General features: G+C 44.8%; 17 protein-coding genes and 1 riboswitch. All 17 genes read left to right on the top strand.

Annotation, left to right across the window (positions count from 1 at the left end):
- Position 1: 1 nt before the first annotated feature.
- Complete coding sequence (locus tag ACQRBN_RS11650) at positions 2-838, top strand: ABC transporter ATP-binding protein (protein ID WP_427739163.1); 837 nt, start codon at positions 2-4, stop codon at positions 836-838.
- A 9-nt stretch (positions 839-847) separates the two neighbouring features.
- On the top strand, positions 848-1,579 hold the full coding sequence (locus ACQRBN_RS11645; RefSeq protein ID WP_427739162.1) for an ABC transporter permease: 732 nt from the start codon (positions 848-850) through the stop codon (positions 1,577-1,579).
- A gap of 33 nt (positions 1,580-1,612) precedes the next feature.
- A complete protein-coding gene (locus ACQRBN_RS11640; RefSeq protein WP_427739161.1) occupies positions 1,613-2,131 on the top strand; it encodes a hypothetical protein in 519 nt (172 codons plus the stop codon).
- A 33-nt stretch (positions 2,132-2,164) separates the two neighbouring features.
- Positions 2,165-2,752, top strand: coding sequence for a hypothetical protein (locus ACQRBN_RS11635; RefSeq protein ID WP_427739160.1), 588 nt, complete (start codon positions 2,165-2,167; stop codon positions 2,750-2,752).
- Positions 2,753-2,814: 62 nt separating this feature from the next.
- Positions 2,815-3,006, top strand: a riboswitch (cobalamin riboswitch).
- 210 nt (positions 3,007-3,216) lie between these two features.
- Positions 3,217-4,422 (top strand): sirohydrochlorin cobaltochelatase, encoded by a 1,206-nt coding sequence (locus tag ACQRBN_RS11630; protein WP_427739159.1) that lies wholly within the window; start codon positions 3,217-3,219, stop codon positions 4,420-4,422.
- Positions 4,423-5,348: 926 nt separating this feature from the next.
- Positions 5,349-6,236, top strand: coding sequence for a LysR family transcriptional regulator (locus ACQRBN_RS11625; RefSeq protein ID WP_427739158.1), 888 nt, complete (start codon positions 5,349-5,351; stop codon positions 6,234-6,236).
- A gap of 41 nt (positions 6,237-6,277) precedes the next feature.
- Positions 6,278-6,628 (top strand): hypothetical protein, encoded by a 351-nt coding sequence (locus tag ACQRBN_RS11620; protein WP_427739157.1) that lies wholly within the window; start codon positions 6,278-6,280, stop codon positions 6,626-6,628.
- Between the two features lie 69 nt (positions 6,629-6,697).
- Positions 6,698-7,930, top strand: a complete 1,233-nt coding sequence (locus tag ACQRBN_RS11615) for a [Fe-Fe] hydrogenase large subunit C-terminal domain-containing protein (RefSeq protein ID WP_427739156.1) — start codon at positions 6,698-6,700, stop codon at positions 7,928-7,930.
- 117 nt (positions 7,931-8,047) lie between these two features.
- Entirely contained in the window at positions 8,048-8,986 is a 939-nt protein-coding gene (locus ACQRBN_RS11610) for a tRNA dihydrouridine synthase (RefSeq protein ID WP_427739155.1), read from the top strand.
- A 19-nt stretch (positions 8,987-9,005) separates the two neighbouring features.
- Positions 9,006-9,698, top strand: a complete 693-nt coding sequence (locus ACQRBN_RS11605) for a hypothetical protein (RefSeq protein ID WP_427739154.1) — start codon at positions 9,006-9,008, stop codon at positions 9,696-9,698.
- 91 nt (positions 9,699-9,789) lie between these two features.
- Positions 9,790-10,344: a helix-turn-helix domain-containing protein gene (locus ACQRBN_RS11600; protein WP_427739153.1), complete on the top strand. Its 555-nt coding sequence runs from the start codon at positions 9,790-9,792 to the stop codon at positions 10,342-10,344.
- A gap of 16 nt (positions 10,345-10,360) precedes the next feature.
- Complete coding sequence (locus tag ACQRBN_RS11595; protein ID WP_427739152.1) at positions 10,361-10,852, top strand: prolyl-tRNA synthetase associated domain-containing protein; 492 nt, start codon at positions 10,361-10,363, stop codon at positions 10,850-10,852.
- Positions 10,853-10,970: 118 nt separating this feature from the next.
- Complete coding sequence (locus tag ACQRBN_RS11590) at positions 10,971-11,912, top strand: CPBP family intramembrane glutamic endopeptidase (protein WP_427739151.1); 942 nt, start codon at positions 10,971-10,973, stop codon at positions 11,910-11,912.
- A 126-nt stretch (positions 11,913-12,038) separates the two neighbouring features.
- Positions 12,039-16,574: a glutamate synthase large subunit gene (gene gltB, locus ACQRBN_RS11585; protein WP_427739150.1), complete on the top strand. Its 4,536-nt coding sequence runs from the start codon at positions 12,039-12,041 to the stop codon at positions 16,572-16,574.
- Between the two features lie 12 nt (positions 16,575-16,586).
- Positions 16,587-18,086: a glutamate synthase subunit beta gene (locus tag ACQRBN_RS11580; protein WP_427739149.1), complete on the top strand. Its 1,500-nt coding sequence runs from the start codon at positions 16,587-16,589 to the stop codon at positions 18,084-18,086.
- A gap of 235 nt (positions 18,087-18,321) precedes the next feature.
- The gene (locus ACQRBN_RS11575) at positions 18,322-19,401 is read left to right on the top strand and encodes a coiled-coil domain-containing protein (RefSeq protein ID WP_427739197.1); all 1,080 of its coding nucleotides are present in this window, start codon (positions 18,322-18,324) and stop codon (positions 19,399-19,401) included.
- Between the two features lie 395 nt (positions 19,402-19,796).
- The coding region (locus tag ACQRBN_RS11570; protein WP_427739148.1) for an NlpC/P60 family protein at positions 19,797-21,050 on the top strand (1,254 nt) is incomplete at its 3' end.

The following is a 21,050-nucleotide window of genomic DNA, read 5'->3' as shown; positions in this document are numbered from 1 at the left end:
TATGATAGAGTTAAAGAATCTGACCAAGCAATTCGATCAGTTTACGGCGGTAGATTCAGTCAATATGACGGTTGAAACAGGAGAGTTTTTTGGGCTTCTTGGTCCTAACGGAGCTGGCAAGACGACAACAATAGGAATGCTCTCCACACTTCTTCTGCCAACCAAGGGAGAAATCTATATTGATGGGGAACTGCTTACGAGAAACAGAGCGGACATTAAAAGGAAGATCAGTGTGATCACCCAGGAATATTCCATGCGTCAGGATATGAATATGAATGAGATCATGGAATATCAGGGGCGGCTCTACTATATGTCGAAAAAAGAGATTCGAAGAAAGAGTGAAGAATTACTGGAATTCTGTGGATTGATCAATGACAGGAAGAAGACAGTCCGCAAACTATCCGGCGGAATGAAACGAAAACTGATGGTGTGCCGTGCGCTTCTGACTGAGCCGGAGATATTGCTGCTGGATGAACCGACGGCTGGAATGGATGCATTGTCACGCAGGCAGATGTGGAGTCTGCTTCGGAGGCTTAATGAACAGAATCTGACCATTCTACTGACGACGCATTATATGGAAGAGGCGCAAGCCTTATGTAAGAGAGTGGCAATGATGAATCATGGGAAGATAGAAGAGATCAACACACCGGCAGGCTTTATACAGGAACTTGGAAGTTTTGCGATTGATGAGACGACTGGGGAGGGAATGGTGACGCACTATTTCCATGAGAAGAAGGAAGCCCTGGCATTCGCAGACCGGACAGATTACAGTTTCAGTCTGCGCGATACCACTTTGGAGGATGTCTTTGTAGAACGGGCAGGAAAAAGATTGAGTTAGGGGAAGAAAATGGGAATCATTACGATATTATGGGAAAAATGGGTGGAATTCCGCAGGGATTTCTATAAGATTACGTTGTCTGCAATGATCGCACCGCTCATGTACCTTCTGGTATTCGGACTGGGAATTCAGACGGTCTCACATGGCAAGCCTTACTTGCATTATCTGATTCCGGGAGTCGTGGCACTTACTACTATGAATGGAAGTTTCAATGCAATCGCACAGAACCTGAATGTTCAGAGGCTCTATGAGAAGGCATTTGATCAGGTGATGATCTCACCGACTCCTTTGTGGCAGTTTATCATTGGGCAGATTATTGCCGGGTCATTAAGAGGAATCTATGCAGGAGGGATTATCCTGCTTCTGGTATGGCCGATCCATACGGGGCTGATCTTCAATGGATTCTCTTTTTTGATCTTATTTTTAAATGGCGCGGTGTTCTCGGCGTTGGGAGTGGTAGTGTCCTTTTTGGCAAGGAATCATGCGGATGTACCGAGGTTCTCAAGTTATTTTATTATGCCAATGGCATTCCTGTGTAACACTTTCTTCTCTACGGAGAATATGCCTCATGGAATCCGCGAGGTGATTGGTTTCCTTCCGCTGTCGGAGACCAGCGGCATGGTGAGAAGCATTGCCTATGGAGAATCTTGGAATCCTGTGGGAATCCTGGTGCTGGTGGTCTATCTTGTGATATTCATGATGATCGGACTGTGGTTCGTGTATCGGAAACAGAATCTATAACGGGGATGCTATTTATGGAAGGAAAAGGTTGATATGACAAAAAGATATCGTAGAACTATTATATCAGGGCTTATGTTTATGCTGACCGTATTTTTCCTGGCGCCGGCGCAGCATGTATCTGCCATGGAGGATGGAGAGTATTCCGTAACCGTAGATATATCCGGAGGAAGCGGCAAGGCATCTGTCACTTCACCGACGATTCTGACGGTTGAGAATGGTAAGGAGACCGCCCGTATTCAGTGGAGTAGTGCTAATTATGATTATATGATCGTGGATGGAGTGAAATACCTGAACCAGAGCGAAGAAGGGATGAACTCTGTGTTTGAGATTCCGGTTCCCGGATGGGATGAACCGATGGAAGTGATTGCAGATACAACAGCCATGGGAAAGCCCATTGAGATCCACTACCAGATGATATTCTATTCTGATTCAATAGGAAGCAAAGCAGAGATGCCACAGGAGGCAGCGAAAAGAGTTCTGTGTGTGGCTTTCGCGATTATCGTGGTTGGTGGAATACTGAATTATTTTGTGAAAAAATATATCTATAATTAGAATTATGAAGATGTGTTACAAGGAGGAAGTTGTATGAAACAGAAAATGGTATCTATCTTATGTGTAGCCGTACTGATCTGTACTATGCTCGCTGGCTGTGGCAAGGATGCATCCACTGGTAACTCAGATGGCGGTTCTTCTGATGCCGTATCGGAAGATTCGGCTGATGGATCATCCGATGATGAAGATGCGTCAGAATCTGGAGAGGCACCTGGAACGGAAGATGCGTCGGAATCAGAAGGAGCAGGTGTAGAACTGGCGGATGGAGTATACAGTGCCAAGTTCGATACGGACAGCAGCATGTTCCATGTGAATGAGGCGAATGAAGGCAAAGGTGTTCTGACGGTTGAAAATGGTGAGATGAGCATCCATGTCAGTCTGGTATCTAAGAACATCATTAACCTGTTTGTAGGAACAGCAGAAGATGCCCAGAAAGATGGAGCCAATATTCTTGAGCCGACAACAGATACGGTGACCTACAGTGACGGAATGAACGAGGAAGTCTATGGGTTCGACATTCCTGTTCCGGCGATTGGTGAAGAATTCGACGTAGCTCTGCTTGGGAAAAAGGACAAGTGGTACGATCATAAGGTATCTGTGTCTGATCCTCAGCCACAGTAAAAATCCTGATCTGCATTTACATGTATCGGGGATGTGTTATAATAGTTAAGAAATGATATATCAAATTAAATAGATTCAATCGGTGTCAGTACAACTGATGAAAAGGGAATCAGGTGAGAATCCTGAGCGAACTTGTCACTGTGAGCAGATTAGCCAAGCAATGAAGGGGAAGACTCTTCAGTCACTGGAAACGGGAAGGCGGCTTGGCGGTAACTTCTGTAAGCCAGGAGACCTGCCATTGAACAGAATGGAGCAGCCACAAGTAACTGGTTTGAGCCAAAGAGTATACGGGAAACTGTATGCTTTCCTTTGGTGTACTCATTCGAGCATCCCGTAATACATGCCTTCGGCTGGCGGGCTCTGCCCGACAATGTATACATAAAACCGCCTGGCTGTGATATTCAGTCAGGTTTTTTGATATTTCATGATAAAAAATCTCATACCAGAAAGGAGAAAAAAAGAGTATGAAAAAGAAAATTGTATCTATCTTATGTGTAGCTGCAATGGTTGGCACTATGCTGGCAGGCTGTGGAAACAGTGCTTCTGACAGTTCTGATGACAGTTCCGACAAGGCTTCTTCTGAAAGTGAGGAAGTCTCCGATCAGGAGGCGGCTGACAAGGTTGCGGCTCTGATTGATGCGATCTACGTTCAGGAGAGAACGGATGAGACGGACACACAGTGTGAAGAGGCAAAGAAAGCATGGGACGCGCTGACGGATGCTCAGAAAGAGTTAGTTGAAGGTGAAGAGGCAGATCCGGATTATTTCGGAAGAGATACCGGAGATGCATCTGCTGATGACCCGCTCAATGGCGATGATATCGGTGAAAATGAACTTTTGGTTGTAAGTTTTGGTACTTCTTTCAATGAAAGCCGTGCTACTGATATTGGTGCAATTGAGAAAGCACTTCAGGAGGCATATCCGGATTGGTCAGTAAGAAGAGCGTTCACTGCACAGATCATCATTAACCATGTTCAAGCTCGTGATGAAGAGAAGATTGACAACATGGATCAGGCTCTGCAGCGTGCAGTAGACAATGGTGTTAAGAATCTTGTTGTACAGCCGACGCATCTGATGTATGGTGCTGAGTACGATGAGATGAAGGAGTCTGTTGACAGTTATGCTGATAAGTTCGAGTCTGTTAAGATTGCTGCTCCGTTGCTTGGCGAAGTTGGAGCGGATGCAACTGTAATCAATGCGGACAAAGAAGCAGTAGCAAAGGCTCTTACGGCAGAGGCGGTAGCAAAGGCTGGATTCGACAGTCTGGATGCATCAGCAGAGGCTGGCACTGCTTTTGTATTCTTAGGTCATGGTACTTCTCATACAGCGAAGGTAACCTATAGCCAGATGCAGACAGAGATGGAGACTCTTGGATATAAGAATGTCTTCATTGGAACGGTTGAGGGTGAACCAGAGGAAACTGCTTGTGAAGAAGTGATCGCGAAAGTGAAAGAAGCAGGTTATACGAAAGTGATTCTTCGTCCGCTTATGGTTGTTGCCGGGGATCATGCGAATAATGATATGGCTGGTGACGATGAGGATTCATGGAAGAGCATGTTTGAGGCATCCGGAGACTTTGAGAGTGTTGAGGCTCAGGTGGAAGGCCTGGGGAGAATTGCAGATGTACAGGCAATCTACGTTGCACATACTGCGGCAGTTATCAATGAATAGAGGTTTTGATGGGAATTTAGTGTAGAAAGTGGAGTGTTGGGAAGTGTACGGCGCAAGGACAGGGAAGTTGTGGGCTGTAGCCGGATCGTTTCGCCAAGACCTCGTAGCAGAAAAAGATACCGTCCGTTCTAACCGGGCATATTCGCCGTAAGCCCTTGATGGTCTTATGACTCAGATGCCCTCGAAACCAGGACTTGTGGTCCTGGTTTCGCACGAACTAACGGTATCTTTTTCTGTAACGGGGTCTAAGGTAAAATGATACGGCCACAGCCCACAGCTTCCCTGCCCTTGCACCTGACATCTCCGTGGACTCAAGGCTTTCTACAGTGGGAGATTCCGACGGGGGTGCGTGTGGAACGGTATCGGTGAGGAAACATATTAGAAGTGAAGGGGAATAAAGAAAACTCCTGTTTACTTCATGAATATAAATCCGTTCCACTCCTAATCTGTTATCCATCCAATACCCTTCCTCCCACATCCCCGCCAGGAATCCTCCCAGTTCATGAAGAGTCACACATAAGAATGTCAGGCAGAGAGGGGCAGTATGGCAGTTCATATCCGTAGAAGAGCCGTACAATCCGTTGGTAAAAAAGAGGTCTGAAATCAGGATGAATTCTGTGCCACAAGCACAGAATTCAAGAATGTCTGAGTCGGAAAAATCTTTCAGAGTTTCTCCGACGATTACATTCGATTCCTGATTTCAGACCTCTTTTGAACTTACGGATTGTAGGCGATTGGAGTCGGATATGAACTGCCATACTGCCCCTCTCTGCCGTACACTCCACATATACTCTTCAAGAACTAAATTCCCAATTACTCCCTGCAGATGTGAAATATGCAAAAGTTAAGAATGGAAATATTGCTTCATGGAAAAAGATGTTGTATCATCATTAATGACGATAAGACACCATATGAGGAGGAACGGTATGGAACTTCGAGTGCTGCGGTATTTTTTAATGGTTGCCAGGGAAGAGAATATTACGAATGCGGCTGAGGTATTACATATTACACAGCCGACCCTTAGCCGTCAGATTGCCCAGTTGGAAGAAGAATTGGGTGTGGAATTGTTCATCAGGGGGAAACGGAAGATTACTTTGACGGATGACGGCATGTTGTTTCGCAGACGTGCGCAGGAGATTATTGAACTGGTGGATAAGACTGAGAGTGAGTTTGTTGGACAGGATGAAGAGTTAAGTGGGGAAATCGCGATTGGAAGCGGAGAGGCAAGTGTTACACGTATTCTTCCAAAACTGATTCGGGAATTCAGTCAGAGATATCCGAAAGTACGCTACAACCTGCTCACGGGTAATGCGGAAGATATTAAGGAAAAGATAGATAAAGGATTGGTTGATGTGGGACTGTTGCTGGAACCTGTTGATGTGGAACGATATGAGTTTGTGCGTATGAATCAGCAGGAAAGATGGGGAGTGTTGATGCCGTCGAATGTGCCATTAGCACGGAAGGAATATATTGTGCCAGATGATCTGCTGGGGCTTCCTGTCTATATGACAAGGCGCTCGCTGGTTCAGAAGGAGATTTCCAGTTGGTTTGAAGGAAAATATGAACAGTTGAATATATTTGCAACGCATAATCTGATTGGCAATACGGCGAGGCTGATTGAGGAGGGGCTGGGATATGCGATTACGATAGAAGGAGCAGTAGATATATATCAGAATGATAACCTGTGTTTTCGGCCATTCTATCCTGAATTGCTGACCGGAACAGTGATGGTGTGGAAGAAGTTCCAGACGTGCAGTACCTTGACTTGCAAATTCTTAGAACTGGCTAAGAAGATGATTAAAGAGGGGTTCTAAAAATCTATAGGAAATAATCTTCAAAAAGAGGAGAAAATGAAATGAATGCGGAAGAATTTTGCAAGACATTTAACATTGCGAAAGAGAAGATGGAATACATGGAGCAGGAAGGATTGTTAAAATATCTTATGGAAGAAGATGGCGGCTATACAGACGACAGTTATCGAATCTGCCTGGTCAATACTTTGATGAATATAGGGATGAAGCCGGAGGATATCATCCGGTACATGGATATTCCGGAAGAAGGGTATCATGATGTAAAGATTCGGATTCTGAGAGAACATAGGAAGAATCTTCTGGAGGAGATCCATCAGAAGCAGAAATCACTGGATTGTCTGGATTATTTTATACATGAACATAAGAAGAAAAAGGATACTCCTGATTATTCGTAATGAAAATGCCATTTTCTGTCCATAATAGGTATAAGAACTTATATGGAAGAAAGAGGAAGATGGAAAAAGATGAAGACATTCGAAGAACTTTATCAGGATCTTATCAACAGAAAAGTATTACTGGATGAGCCATTACCGGAGGGATATAATCCTTACCATCTGGATTGTCTGTTACATCCGGAGCGGTATGCGACGGTGCTTCATGTAGAGGAATGTGAGCAGTGTGCGTATGACAAGGCATGTCAGAATAGTTGTATCTTTGATGCGATTGAATGGGACGGAGAAGGGAAGATGCGGATTAATCCGTCTCTTTGTACAGGGTGTGAGGCATGTATTGAAGCATGTCAGAACGGACGGCTTACGGCGAGTCGTGATGTGTTGCCGGCGATGAAGGCGGTAAGAGAAGCGGAAGGACCGGTATATATGATGATTGCACCCGCGTTTTTGGGACAGTTCAGCGAGGCGGTGACGCCGGGAAAGTTACGAACGGCATTCAAGGCGCTAGGTTTTACCGGAATGGTGGAAGTGGCGTTATTTGCAGATATTCTTACATTAAAAGAGGCGTTGGAGTTCGATAAACACGTAAAGCATCGAGGAGATTATCAGTTGACAAGCTGCTGTTGTCCTGTGTGGATTGCTATGATCCGTAAGATCTATCATGAATTGATGCCACACGTACCTGGAGCGGTCTCTCCAATGATTGCGTGCGGCCGTATGATCAAGCGTATTCATCCGGACGCGATAACGGTATTTGCAGGACCTTGTCTGGCGAAGAAGAAAGAGGCAAAAGAGGCGGATATTGCAGATGCAGTTGATTATGTGCTTACGTTTCGGGAAGTGAAGGATATATTCGAGGCGGCAGACATTCATCCTGAAGAACTGGCAGACGATGAGAAAGAACATGCATCAAAAGCCGGCAGGCTCTACGCAAGAACCGGAGGAGTCAGCAGAGCGGTCTCCGAGATGGTAGAGCAACTGAGACCGGATCGAAGCATCACCGTCCATGCAGAACAGGCAGATGGAACAAAAGCATGTATGGAGATGATCCAAAGGATCAAAGAAGGAAAGACAACTGCTAATTTCTTCGAAGGAATGGGATGTCCCGGCGGATGCGTAGGTGGTCCCAAAGCCATACTGGATGTGGAAGAAGGCACCAGACATGTAGATGAATACGGGAGTAAATCAGAATTTCGGACACCGCTTGAGAATCCATATGTGCTAAAGATATTGAAAGAACTTGGGTTTGAGACGGTGGAAGGATTGCTTCAGGACGATACGCTGTTGACAAGGGATTTTGCGTAAGAATATACGAAGAATCAAAAAGGGACAGGGCAAATTGAAAAAGGGACAGGGATATTTTAATTGGGGACGGGGGAAATTGAAAAAACCCCCGTCCCCTCCCAGGATAGGAGGATTAAGATGCGATATTATCTTGCCCCGCTTGAGGGCATTACCACGAGCATATACCGAAAGGCATATCATACATATTTTCACCCCATGGACAAGTATTTTACTCCATTTCTGTCGCCGCATGAGAAGAAAGGATTTGCGGCTAAGGAGTTAAGGGAGATTCTGCCGGAGAACAACGAAGGGATGCGGCTGATTCCGCAGATTTTAACGAATCATGCCAAGGATTTCATAAGGACGGCAGAAAAGTTAGAATATTATGGATATGATGAGATTAATCTGAATCTTGGATGTCCGTCCAAGACGGTTGTATCAAAGTATAGAGGGTCTGGATTCCTAGCGCAGCCGGAGGAACTGGATCGGTTTCTGGATCAGATCTATGAAGGAACCAAAGCGAGAATCTCTATCAAGACAAGGATTGGAAAGAACAGCCCGGAGGAGTTCGAGCGGATTCTTGCCATCTATAATCAGTACCCGGTGGAAGAACTGATCATTCATCCGAGAGTGCAGCAAGATTTCTATAAGAATCATCCGAATCTTGAGGTATTTGGCGAAGCGTTGGAGACGTGTAAGATGCCAGTATGCTATAACGGTGATATATTTACCGTGGAGGATGCGAAAAGTCTGTCAGAGCGATTTGAAACAGTGTCTACCATTATGCTGGGACGTGGAATTATCTCGAATCCGGGGCTGGTGGATGAGATTGTAGGTGAAGGCAAAGCAACGAAAGAAAAGATCCGTAAGTTTCATGATCAGATTTATCAAGAGTATCAGGAACTTAATATGGGGGAGAAGAATGTGCTTTTTAAGATGAAAGAGATCTGGTGCTATCTGGGGCAGTCTTTTTCGGGATGTGAGAAACTGTTGAAGAAGATTAAAAAAGCAGAGCATTTTGACCGGTATGAAGATGCTGTTTGTGAGATTCTATCATTAAAAAAGAAAATTGAATGATAAAAGGGAGTTGAAAGATATGCCGGGATATATATTACATCTGACTGCCGCGCGTATGGTTCTGGATATGCTGCCGGAGTCGAGTGAATTGCACCGCAATCCGAAATCGCAGAATGATTTTCTGATAGGTAGTCTTCTTCCGGACGTGGTAAAAGAGAAGGCGGTATCACATTTCCGCAATCCTGATGGTTGTGGGAATATTGTTGAATATCCGGATCTTGATCTGTTTTTTCGGAAATATAGGCATCTGATGGGGAATCGCAGTTGCCTTGGATATTATTTTCATCTGTATATCGATCGTAGATTCTTTCGAGAATATCTGCCGGAAATCGTAGAATTCATGGATTATGAAGGGCGGATGACGATACGGACGGCTGAAGTTGCATGGGTGCACATAAGAAGAACAGGGGAGAAGATTCCTGTAAGAAAGTTTTTTTCGGACATATATTATTATGGTGATTACACGAACATGAATACATATCTGATGGAGCGCTATCATCTTCCAATATACCCGGGAGCGTTAGATATTAGCGTGGAGAATCCAGGGATTGAGGAAGTGGATTATGCAGATATCAGCCGTGTGCTGGATGAACTCCAGGAATATCTGGTGGTTCCGGTTAGTGCAATTGGAGAGTTGAAGGTTTTTGATGTGGAAGATCTGCTCAAGTTTCTGCATAATGCAGCCAAAGAATTTGTTGTGGAAAGGTGCTAAGGGGAGTCTTTATTTTTACCTTTACTTTTATAGAAAAATGCAATATAATAGAAAAAAGTTTTGTATACAGGAATTCTGAGGAGGGCTCTGATTGGATAACTTAAATAAACTTATTGCAGACAATTTGAAGGAAATGCGTAAGAAAAAGGGATTAAGCCTGGAACAGGTATCCTCCCTGACTTCGATTAGTAAGAGCATGTTAAGCCAGTTGGAGCGTGGTGAAGTGAATCCGACGATCTCAACCGTATATAAACTTTCACTTGGGTTAAAAGTTCCGGTTACGGCATTTACCGCGGATAAGCCCCAGCCTTTTTCTAGAACGGGAAAATCAGAAGTCACACCGCTTGTGGGGAATGATGGCAAGTACCGTCTATATCCGATCTTCAGTTTCAGGGACGGACAGGACTTTGAGATATTCGACCTGGAGTTTGACGAAGGCGGTATGATGCCGGGAAACAGGCAGATGAATGGAACCAGGGAGTTTATTACCGTATATGCCGGGGAACTTACCCTGATATTTAAGGATCGGGAATATGTATTGGAAGCAGGGGATGCGGCATCTTACAATGCTTTCGATGAATACATATATAAAAACACAGGAAAGGGTATGGTAACTGCAAGCATTGTGGTCCATTATCCGGATTAGAAAGGAGTTATGCAGCATGGAGAACCAGAAGCAGCGTGTATATGACGCATTGGACAAGTTGAAGATTAAGTATGAGGTTGTAGAGCATGAGCCTGTGCATACAATGGAAGATATGGATAGATTGGGACTTCCCGCAAAAGGAACGTTGTGTAAGAATTTATTTCTGAGAGATTCGAAAGGGAAGAGACATTTTCTTGTAACTTGCGAGGAGAGCAAGAAGGTTGACTTAAAGGCACTTGGCAGACAACTTGGTGGTGGCAATCTGAGTTTTGCATCCGAGGATCGCCTGGAGAAATACCTTGGCTTGAAGCAGGGAAGCGTGTCTCCGTTTGGTCTGATGAATGATACGGATCATGCGGTGGAGTTCTTTATCGATAAGGACTTGAGCAGATGTAAGAGCCTGGGAATTCATCCATTGGAGAATACGGCGACGGTATTCTTGTCATTCAAGGATCTGGATAAATTCTTGTGGGATCTGGATGTGGATGTGGTGAAGATTAAGTTGTAGGATATCACCTTATAGACAAATTTAATACTTTTTTTATTGCATGTTCCCACCCTTAGAAGTAGAATAGTACAGTAATGATAACTAAAGATATTAGCAATAGATGAAAGCGAGGGCGATTATGGAACAGCAGAACAGGCAGGTGCCTCCTATATCTCCTGAGAATTATGGGAAGCGTATGTGGCAATTATGGGGACCGATTCTGATCAAGTGGGGAATCGGGATTGGCGTTAGCATGATTGCGATGGGAGTACTGACCTTTATATATGTATCGATACATTCGGACGTAGCAATGGAAGCCATGCAAAGCGAAGCGCAGATGATGGGGCTCTATGATAAGATATTAGAACTATATCTGTCTTTTTCGACATTGATTGAAGGCGTTGCGGCAGCATTCTCGATTCCGGTTATGTGGTATCTCTTTCACCGGGATCGCGTGAGAGAGAAGGCGAATGGTGTGATACCGAATAAAAAAGCGCCGATCTGGCAATATGCGGCCGGAATTCTTATGGCGCTTGCATTAAGCCTGGCACTGAATAACCTGATTGCAATTGGCAATCTGTCAGATGTCAGCGAAGCATATCAGGAGACGATCAATGCGTTCTATTCAGCGGCGCTTCCGGTACAGATTATCTGTCTGGCCATTCTGGTGCCGATCAGTGAAGAATTGGTATTCCGAGGTCTTCTCTTTAAACGGTTAAGAGAACGCGCTCCGTATATGCAGGCGGCTTTGTATTCGGCAGTTGTGTTTGGGCTGATGCATATGAATCTGGTACAGATGCTCTATGGATTTGTTTTGGGAATGATGTTGGCGTATCTGTATGAAAAATACGGCTCAGTTAAAGCGCCGATTGCGGCGCATATGGCGATGAATCTTTTGTCCGTATTAGCAACAAAGTTCAAGTTAATGGACTGGATGCTGGAAGATCCTATGCGGATTGGTATTGTAACAGTGGTGTGTGCGGCAGTAGCGTCGACAATGTTTGTATTGGTACAGAGAATTGAAGAAAAACCGGATCAATCCGGTACCTCAGAGGAGAATGAAAATCTGGCATCTGCATAAGATGTCAGATTTTTTATAGAATAAAACGATATTTTCTAATTATCTGATAATTTGATAAAAATTTCCTATTTACAACTGGGAAGAAAAGTAGTATAGTAGGAAAAAAATAAAGAAAGGAATAGATATATGAACGAACAGATTGTAAACAATCAGGTCGGGCTGTATCGTTCCCAGTTTGAACACGATAACTGCGGAATTGGCGCGATCGTTAATATCAAGGGGCAGAAGAGCCATGATACGGTGGCGAATGCTTTGAAGATTGTAGAGAATTTAGAACATAGAGCTGGCAAGGATGCCGAAGGTAAGACGGGCGATGGAGTTGGAATATTATTACAGATTTCCCATAATTTTTTCACCAAAGTCTGTGAACCTCTCGGCATCTTTTTAGGTTCAGAGAGAGATTATGGCGTGGGTATGTTTTTCTTCCCGCAGGATGAACTGAAGAAGAATCAGGCAAAGAAGATCTTCGAGGTTATCGTTAAGAAGGAAGGAATGAATTTCCTTGGCTGGAGAGAGGTTCCGGTGAAGCCGGATGTGCTTGGAAGCCGTGCGGTAGAATGTATGCCATGTATTATGCAGGGATTCATTGAGCGTCCGAAGAAGATTGCGAAAGGAATTGATTTTGACAGACGTTTGTATGTTGTGCGCCGGATCTTTGAACAGAGCAGTGATGACACTTATGTGGCTTCTCTGTCCAGCAGAACTATTGCTTATAAGGGAATGTTCTTGGTAGGCCAGCTGCGTTCCTTCTTCGAGGATCTGCAGAACGAGGACTATGAGTCTGCGATTGCGCTTGTGCATTCCAGATTCAGTACTAATACGAATCCAAGTTGGGAGCGCGCACATCCGAACCGCTTCATCGTACATAACGGTGAGATCAATACTATCCGTGGTAATGCGGATAAGATGCGTGCCAGAGAAGAGAATATGGAATCCGAACATCTGAAAGGTGAACTGCACAAAGTCCTCCCGGCTATTAATATTGCGGGTTCTGATTCTGCGATGCTTGACAATGCCATTGAGTTCATGGTTATGAGCGGAATGGATCTGCCGCTGGCTGTTATGATCGCAATTCCGGAGCCATGGGCGAATACGAAGAATATGTCCCAGAAGAAGAAGGACTTTTATCAGTATTATGCAACTATGATGGAGCCTTGGGATGGTCCGGCATCTATCCTGTTCAGTGATGGTGACTGTATGGGTGCTGTTCTTGACCGTAACGGACTTCGTCCTTCCAGATATTACATTACGGACGATGATACTTTGATTCTGTCATCCGAGGTTGGAGTCCTGGATATTGATCCGAGAAAGATCCTGGTAAAAGAACGTCTGCATCCCGGAAAGATGCTGCTGGTTGATACGGTTCAGGGCAAAGTGATAGATGATGAAGAATTAAAAGAGATGTATGCCAGCAGACAGCCGTACGGAGAATGGCTGGACAGCAATCTTGTGGAATTAGAAGATCTGAAGATCCCGAATCAGAAAGTGCCGACTTATACAGCAGAAGAGTGCAAGAGGCTTCAGAAAGCATTCGGCTACTCTTATGAAGAAGTAAAATCCTCAATCCTGACCATGGCAACGAACGGCGGAGAAGGAACGGCTGCTATGGGTATTGATGCACCGTTAGCAGTATTGTCAGATAAGCACCAGAATCTGTTTGGCTACTTTAAGCAGCTTTTCGCTCAGGTTACGAACCCTCCAATTGATGCGATTCGCGAGGAAGTGGTTACTTCAACTACCGTTTATATTGGATCGGATGGTAACCTTCTTGAGGAGAAAGAAGAGAACTGTAAGATGCTGAAGGTAAACAACCCGATTCTTACGAACACGGACCTTCTGAAGATTAAGAATATGAAGGCGGATGGATTCAAAGTTGCAGAGATTCCGATTGTCTATTATAAGAATTCCGGGCTTGAGAAAGCGATCGACTACCTCTTCATCGAAGTGGACCGTGCAATCCGTGAAGGAGCCAATATCCTGATCCTCTCAGACAGAGGCGTGGATGAATACCATGTTGCGATGCCGTCACTTCTGGCACTATCCGGACTGCAGCAGCATCTGGTACGTACGAAGAAGAGGACTTCGGTTGCGATCATCTTGGAGACAGGAGAGCCTCGTGAGGTACATCATTTTGCGACACTGCTTGGCTATGGCGCCTGTGCGATCAACCCATATCTGGCACATGAGTCTATCAAACAGTTGATCGACACGAATATGCTTCAGAAGGATTATTATGCGGCAGTGGATGACTATAACCATGCAGTGATCCATGGCATTGTAAAGATTGCATCCAAGATGGGTATCTCTACGATTCAGTCCTATCAGGGTGCGAAGATCTTCGAGGCACTTGGATTAAAAGAAGAATTTATCCAGAAATATTTTACAGATACGGTCAGCCGTGTCGGCGGTATCGGAATCGAAGAGATTGCAGCAGATTATGTAGCGCGTCATTCCCAGGCATTCGATCCATTGGGACTGGAAGTGGATATGACACTGGACAGCGTGGGACAGCATAAGTCTAAGAGCGGAGGGGAGAAGCATCTCTATAATCCGCAGACCATACATATGTTGCAGCAGTCTACCAGACGCGGCGATTATGAGATGTTCAAGAAATATACGGAGATGGTCAACGCAGAAGGTGAGCATATCAATCTTAGAGGACAGTTAGAGTTCAATTATCCGAAGAAAGGAATCCCGATTGAGGAAGTAGAAAGCGTGGATTCTATTGTGACCAGATTTAAAACGGGGGCTATGTCTTACGGATCTATTTCCAAAGAGGCTCATGAGACGCTGGCGATTGCGATGAACCAGCTTCATGGTAAATCTAACAGTGGTGAAGGTGGAGAGGAGACCAGCCGTCTGGATACAAACAGATGCTCTGCGATTAAGCAGGTGGCATCCGGACGTTTTGGCGTGACCAGCAGATATCTGGTAAGTGCGAAAGAGATTCAGATTAAGATGGCGCAAGGCGCGAAACCGGGAGAGGGAGGACATCTTCCGGGAGGAAAGGTATATCCTTGGATTGCTACGACTCGTCACTCCACGCCGGGAGTAAGTCTGATCTCGCCACCGCCTCATCATGATATCTATTCCATTGAGGACTTGGCGCAGTTGATCTACGACTGCAAGAACGCGAATAAGGATGCCAGAATCTCTGTAAAACTGGTATCTGAGGCAGGTGTTGGTACGGTTGCGGCAGGTGTTGCGAAGGCGGGTGCAGGGTTGATCCTGATCTCCGGATATGACGGAGGAACCGGTGCGGCTCCGAGGAGTTCTATCCACAATGCAGGGCTTCCTTGGGAACTGGGACTTGCAGAGACCCATCAGACACTGATTCAGAATGGCTTAAGAGAGAGGGTCCGTATCGAGACAGACGGTAAGTTGATGAGCGGACGTGATGTGGCGATTGCAGCGATCCTTGGAGCAGAGGAATTCGGATTCGCAACAGCACCTCTGGTAACGATGGGCTGTGTGATGATGCGGGTATGTAATCTGGATACCTGTCCGGTCGGCGTGGCAACCCAGAATCCTGAGTTAAGGAAACGTTTCACCGGCAAACCGGAATATGTTGTGAACTTTATGCGGTTCATGGCAGAGAATTTAAGAGAATATATGGCAAAATTAGGTGTACGCACAATCGATGAACTGGTTGGACGTACCGACCTTCTGAGAGTGAAGGAACATGCGACTTCTGACAGAGCAGCAACCTTGAATCTGGAGCAGATCCTTTATAATCCATATGAAGGAACCAAGACTCCGGTTACATTCAATCCGAAGAAGGTATTCGATTTTGAATTAGAGAAGACACTGGATGAGAAGGTTCTGGTGAAAGAACTGCTTCCATCCCTGGAGAAAGGACAGAAGAGAATCATCGAAGTAGATGTAACGAATATCAACCGTACGTTTGGAACTATCTTTGGATCGGAGATTACGAAGCGGTATCCGGAAGGACTTGCAGAAGACAGTTATGTGGTCAAATGTACCGGTGCAGGCGGACAGTCATACGGTGCATTCATTCCGAAGGGATTGACTCTGGAACTGGTAGGAGACAGCAATGACTACTTCGGGAAAGGATTATCCGGCGGTAAGTTGATCGTCTATCCGCCAAAGGGAGTGAAGTACAAACATAATGAGAACATTATAATAGGAAATGTTGCGCTCTACGGAGCAACCAGCGGCAAGGCATTCATCAATGGTGTCGCGGGAGAACGTTTTGCAGTACGTAACTCTGGCGTGACGGCTGTTGTCGAAGGCGTAGGTGATCATGGATGCGAGTATATGACCGGAGGACGCGTGGCTGTCCTCGGTAAGACTGGCAAGAACTTTGCAGCAGGTATGAGCGGTGGCGTGGCATATGTTCTGGATATGAATAATGACTTGTATATGAACGTCAACAAACAGATGGTCAACATCGAAAAGATTACTTCAAAATTCGATGTAAATGAGCTAAAAGGCATGATTGAAGAACATGTATCTTACACCAATTCAGAGATTGGAAAAGAGATTTTGGATAATTTCACAGATTATCTGCCAAAATTCAAGAAGATTATACCGGTTGATTACGAACGGATGCTGACGACAATCCTGCAGATGGAAGAACAAGGCATGAACAGTGAGCAGGCGAAGATTGAAGCATTTTACGCAATCAAAGGTGGAAGATAGGAGGCGAGAACAGTGGGAAAAGCAACAGGATTTATGGATTATGAAAGACAGGATAAATTAGCAGAAGAACCGAAATCAAGAATCAGGCATTTTAACGAATTCCACACGCCTCTGTCTAAAGAAGAGCAGGAAAGACAGGGAGCCAGATGTATGGCATGCGGAGTTCCATTTTGCCAGGCTGGTCAGATGATCATGGGGATGGCAAGCGGCTGTCCGCTGCACAATCTGGTGCCGGAGTGGAATGACCTGATCTATCATGGCAACTGGGAGGAAGCGTATTACCGTCTGAAGAAGACGAACAATTTTCCGGAATTCACATCAAGAGTATGTCCGGCGCTGTGTGAGGCAGCATGTACCTGCTCTTTGAATGGAGATGCTGTTTCTACAAAGGCGAATGAGTATGGAATTATTGAAAATGCATATGAGAAAGGTTATGCCGCTGCAAAGCCGGTCAAAGTACGCACCGGAAAGAAAGTGGCAATCGTAGGCTCCGGTCCGTCCGGACTTGCGGCAGCGGATATGCTGAACCGAAGAGGACATAGCGTTACTGTATTCGAGCGCGAGGATAAAGTGGGGGGACTGCTTCGTTATGGCATCCCGAATATGAAACTTGAGAAACAGATCATTGATCGTAAGATTCGTATTATGGAAGAAGAGGGAATTACTTTCGTGACGAATTGCAATATCGGCAAGGATAAAAAGGCTGCTTCTTTATTAAAAGAGTTCGATCGTGTGATTCTTTGTTGTGGCGCATCCAATCCAAGGGATATCAAAGTTCCTGGACGTGATGCAAAAGGAATCTATTTTGCAGTTGATTTCTTAAAATCGACGACAAAAGCACTTTGGTCTAATAATATGCAGTTAAAAGACGGCACATATATCTCTGCAAAAGGTAAGAAAGTTATGGTAATCGGTGGCGGAGATACTGGTAATGACTGTGTGGGTACTTCCATGCGTCACGGTGCGAAATCTGTCCTTCAATTAGAAATGATGCCAAAAGCCCCGGATGAGCGTACTGAGATGAATCCGTGGCCGGAGTGGCCGAGAGTCTGCAAGACGGATTACGGTCAGCAGGAGGCAGCGGCAGTCTTCGGTAAAGATCCGAGAGAATACCAGACGACAGTCAAAGAATTCAAAAAGGATAAAAATGGCAATGTATGTAAGGCAGTTCTTGTAAAACTGGAATCCAAGAAGGATGAGAAGACAGGACGCATGATGATGGCAGAAGTTACGGGCAGTGAATATACCGTAGATGTAGATCTGGTACTGATCGCAGCCGGATTCTTAGGAAGCGAGAATTATGTCACGAAAGCATTCGGCGTTGAGGTTAATGAACGGACGAATGTGGCAACACCAGCAGGCGAATATCATACGAATGTAAAGAATGTATTCACCGCGGGTGATATGCACAGAGGACAGTCCCTGGTCGTATGGGCTATTCGTGAAGGTCGGGAAGTGGCACAGGAAGTGGATATCAGTCTTATGGGGTATACGAATATGAATGTGCAGTAGGAATTTGATGGGAAAATTGGGGGATTGTGGGAAGTGGACGGTGGAAGGTCAAGTTGCTCATGATTTGATCTTCTATCTGACATCTCCCAGTTCCCCAAATGGAAAATGTTACATAAATATTAAAAAATGTTGCAAATTTTGGCGCTGTAGAGTATAATGGGTACTGGGTATAAGAGTATTCATACCGAACAAAGGTATAAAGAGTATAAAAGTAAATAAAAAGGATGATTTAATGATGAAAAGATTTAGAGCAAGATTATTGACAGCGGTGGTTGCAAGTTCTTTGATTGTGACTCCGGTTATGGCAGCGCCATCAGTTGATGAGTTGAAAGATCAGAAAGCAGCGAAGCAAAGTGAGGTGCAATCTTTGCAGGATGAATTGACAAATCTTATGTCAAAACTTGCAACGTTGGAAGAAGAACTGATTGCGAAAGGACAGGAGATTACCCAGGCTGAAGAAGATCTTGTGGTTGCGGAAGAGAAGGAAAAAGAACAGTACGAGGCGATGAAGAAACGTATCAAGTTCATGTATGAAGAAGGAGATACCTCAGCGCTTGAGGCTCTGGTAACAGCAGAGAACTTCTCAGAATTGGTGAATAAAGCCGAATATGTTCAGAATGTACATAATTATGATAGAGAGCAGTTGCAGGAATACGTAGAGACGAAGCAGCAGATTGCAGACTTGAAGGCAACACTTGAAGAAGATCAGAAGGTGATGGAGTCTAAGCAGGCTGAATATGAAGAGAAAGAAACAGAACTGAATACAACGATTGAGTCTAAGCAGGCAGAGGTTGCGAATCTGGATGCAGAGATTCAGGAAGCAGCGGAAAAGGCAGCGCGTGAGGCGGAAGAGCGTCGGCAAAGAGAAGAAGCAGAACGCCAGCGTCAGCAGCAGGCGGCAACTACGAATAATTCTGGTAACACCAATACTCCTTCTACAGGAACTTCAACTAGCAAACCGGGTGGATCGACTTCTTCCGGTAATGTCAGCAGTTCTGTTGATGGCGGCACGGTTGTCAGCAGAGCATACAGTCAGCTTGGAAAGCCGTATGTATGGGGAGCATCAGGACCGAATAGTTTCGATTGCTCTGGTTTGGTAGGCTACTGTCTGACAGGAAGTTACACACGTATCGGAACGACGATGACGTTCATGGGTTGGACAAGAGTAAGTAATCCGCAGCCGGGTGATGTAGTAACAACGGCTACCCATTGTGGTATCTATATCGGTGGAGGAATGATGATTCATGCACCGCATACTGGTGATGTGGTTAAGATCTCTCCGGTACAGTCTGGTATGATTTATGTTCGTCGATAGAATGGAAAGCGTATAGAGATTAGAAGGAAAAGATATATTACAGGTCGATTATGGTTGAACTGTAATATATCTTTTGAATTTCTGGTAACAGTTCAGCCATAAGCCAGATTGTGGGCGAATCATGCTTGCATGAATGAACACACAATCCGGCTTATGAGCAGAGCGCCATTTTATGAGCAAAAAGAGTTGCGTAGCAGCGGAGAAGCATCGCAGATGCGTTTTGCGAATGGCGCGGGCTGAACTGTTACAATTTCTGGAGGAATTTTCAGTAAAAAGATTGAAAATAGTTTAATAATGTAGTATCCTGACTTTAAGATGTACTTGGGAGAGTATAGTATGCTGGTGAGAGGGAGAATGACTGGTATACATAATAATTAATCGGGATGGGTGAGAATATGAAGAAGAGATATGTACAGACGCTCATCACAGCTCTTGTGATGAGTTCTTTTATTGTAACGCCTGTTATGGCAGAACCGAATGATGAAGTTCAGGCATTGGAGATTCAGAAAAGCGAGATGGAAAGCCAGGCCAATGATATACAGAGTCAGTTGGTAAGTTTGCTGCTGAATTATGAGGCTTTACAGAAAGATATTGAGAATCAGGGAGAGAGAATTGCTCAGGCGGAAGTGGATCTTGCGGCAGCCGAGGAGAAAGAAAGAAAACAGTATGAAGATATGAAACTGAGGATTCAGTACATTTATGAGGAGAATGAAGATTCTCTGTTTGAGACACTGATCACAGCAGGTTCTTTCTCAGAATTGATGAATAAAGCAGAGTATATTCAGAATGTACATAATTATGACAGGCAGCAGTTGCAGGAATACATAGACACTAAGCAGCAAGTAGCAGATCTTAAGGTTGAACTGGAATCCGGACAGGCGGATATGGAAGTGATGGCTGCGGAATTAAGCGAGCAGCAGGCTGGGATGGAAAGCACGCTTGCCAGCATGAGAAGCCAGATTGCGGATTTTGACAGTCAGTTGGAGATCGCCAGGGCTGAAGCAGCGGCACAGTTGAATCAGTTGATCGAGCAGACGGAGACGGTGGTCGCATCAGCGGATAACGGTAAGGGAAATGGCAATTCATCCGGACAGACCTCAAAACCGGCCGCAACGAATAAACCGGCTAATACAACTGGAAATACTACAAACAATAATTCCAACAATACCTCAAAGCCAACTAATGCAAATACTAACACAAATACAAATACTAATACCAATAATACAAATACTAACACAAATACTAATACAAATAATAATAATAGCACGCCAGCACCATCTAAGCCTAGTAATGCGTCGCTTGGTCAGCAGATTGCCAACCGCGCATGCCAGTATATTGGGAATCCATATGTATATGGCGGTAATAGTTTGACGAATGGTATTGACTGTTCAGGGTTTGTGCAGCAGATTCATAGATTATTTGGTATCTCAACACCAAGAGATTCCTGGGGACAATTAGCAGGAGGAAAAGCGGTGAATTATTCTGATATGCTTCCGGGCGATGTTATTGTATATAGCAACCATGTGGCGATTTATATTGGAAACAATACGATTGTACATGCATCTAACAGTAAGCCATATCCGGCGGGAGGAATTAAGACAAGTTCTCCGGCAAATTACAGGACGGTTTTGGGAGTCAGAAGATATTGG

Source organism: Bariatricus sp. SGI.154 (genome assembly GCF_050313795.1).
In the GTDB taxonomy this organism is placed as follows: domain Bacteria; phylum Bacillota; class Clostridia; order Lachnospirales; family Lachnospiraceae; genus CAMBRQ01.
This window is presented reverse-complemented; position numbering and strand designations above follow the sequence as displayed.

Bases quoted from the DNA above. Each gene is read 5' to 3' on its own strand.
- ACQRBN_RS11650 (WP_427739163.1), top strand. From the start codon at position 2: ATGATAGAGTTAAAGAATCTGACCAAGCAATTCGATCAGTTTACGGCG.
- ACQRBN_RS11645 (WP_427739162.1), top strand. From the start codon at position 848: ATGGGAATCATTACGATATTATGGGAAAAATGGGTGGAATTCCGCAGG.
- ACQRBN_RS11640 (WP_427739161.1), top strand. From the start codon at position 1,613: ATGACAAAAAGATATCGTAGAACTATTATATCAGGGCTTATGTTTATG.
- ACQRBN_RS11635 (WP_427739160.1), top strand. From the start codon at position 2,165: ATGAAACAGAAAATGGTATCTATCTTATGTGTAGCCGTACTGATCTGT.
- ACQRBN_RS11630 (WP_427739159.1), top strand. From the start codon at position 3,217: ATGAAAAAGAAAATTGTATCTATCTTATGTGTAGCTGCAATGGTTGGC.
- ACQRBN_RS11625 (WP_427739158.1), top strand. From the start codon at position 5,349: ATGGAACTTCGAGTGCTGCGGTATTTTTTAATGGTTGCCAGGGAAGAG.
- ACQRBN_RS11620 (WP_427739157.1), top strand. From the start codon at position 6,278: ATGAATGCGGAAGAATTTTGCAAGACATTTAACATTGCGAAAGAGAAG.
- ACQRBN_RS11615 (WP_427739156.1), top strand. From the start codon at position 6,698: ATGAAGACATTCGAAGAACTTTATCAGGATCTTATCAACAGAAAAGTA.
- ACQRBN_RS11610 (WP_427739155.1), top strand. From the start codon at position 8,048: ATGCGATATTATCTTGCCCCGCTTGAGGGCATTACCACGAGCATATAC.
- ACQRBN_RS11605 (WP_427739154.1), top strand. From the start codon at position 9,006: ATGCCGGGATATATATTACATCTGACTGCCGCGCGTATGGTTCTGGAT.
- ACQRBN_RS11595 (WP_427739152.1), top strand. From the start codon at position 10,361: ATGGAGAACCAGAAGCAGCGTGTATATGACGCATTGGACAAGTTGAAG.
- ACQRBN_RS11590 (WP_427739151.1), top strand. From the start codon at position 10,971: ATGGAACAGCAGAACAGGCAGGTGCCTCCTATATCTCCTGAGAATTAT.
- gltB (WP_427739150.1), top strand. From the start codon at position 12,039: ATGAACGAACAGATTGTAAACAATCAGGTCGGGCTGTATCGTTCCCAG.
- ACQRBN_RS11575 (WP_427739197.1), top strand. From the start codon at position 18,322: ATGAAAAGATTTAGAGCAAGATTATTGACAGCGGTGGTTGCAAGTTCT.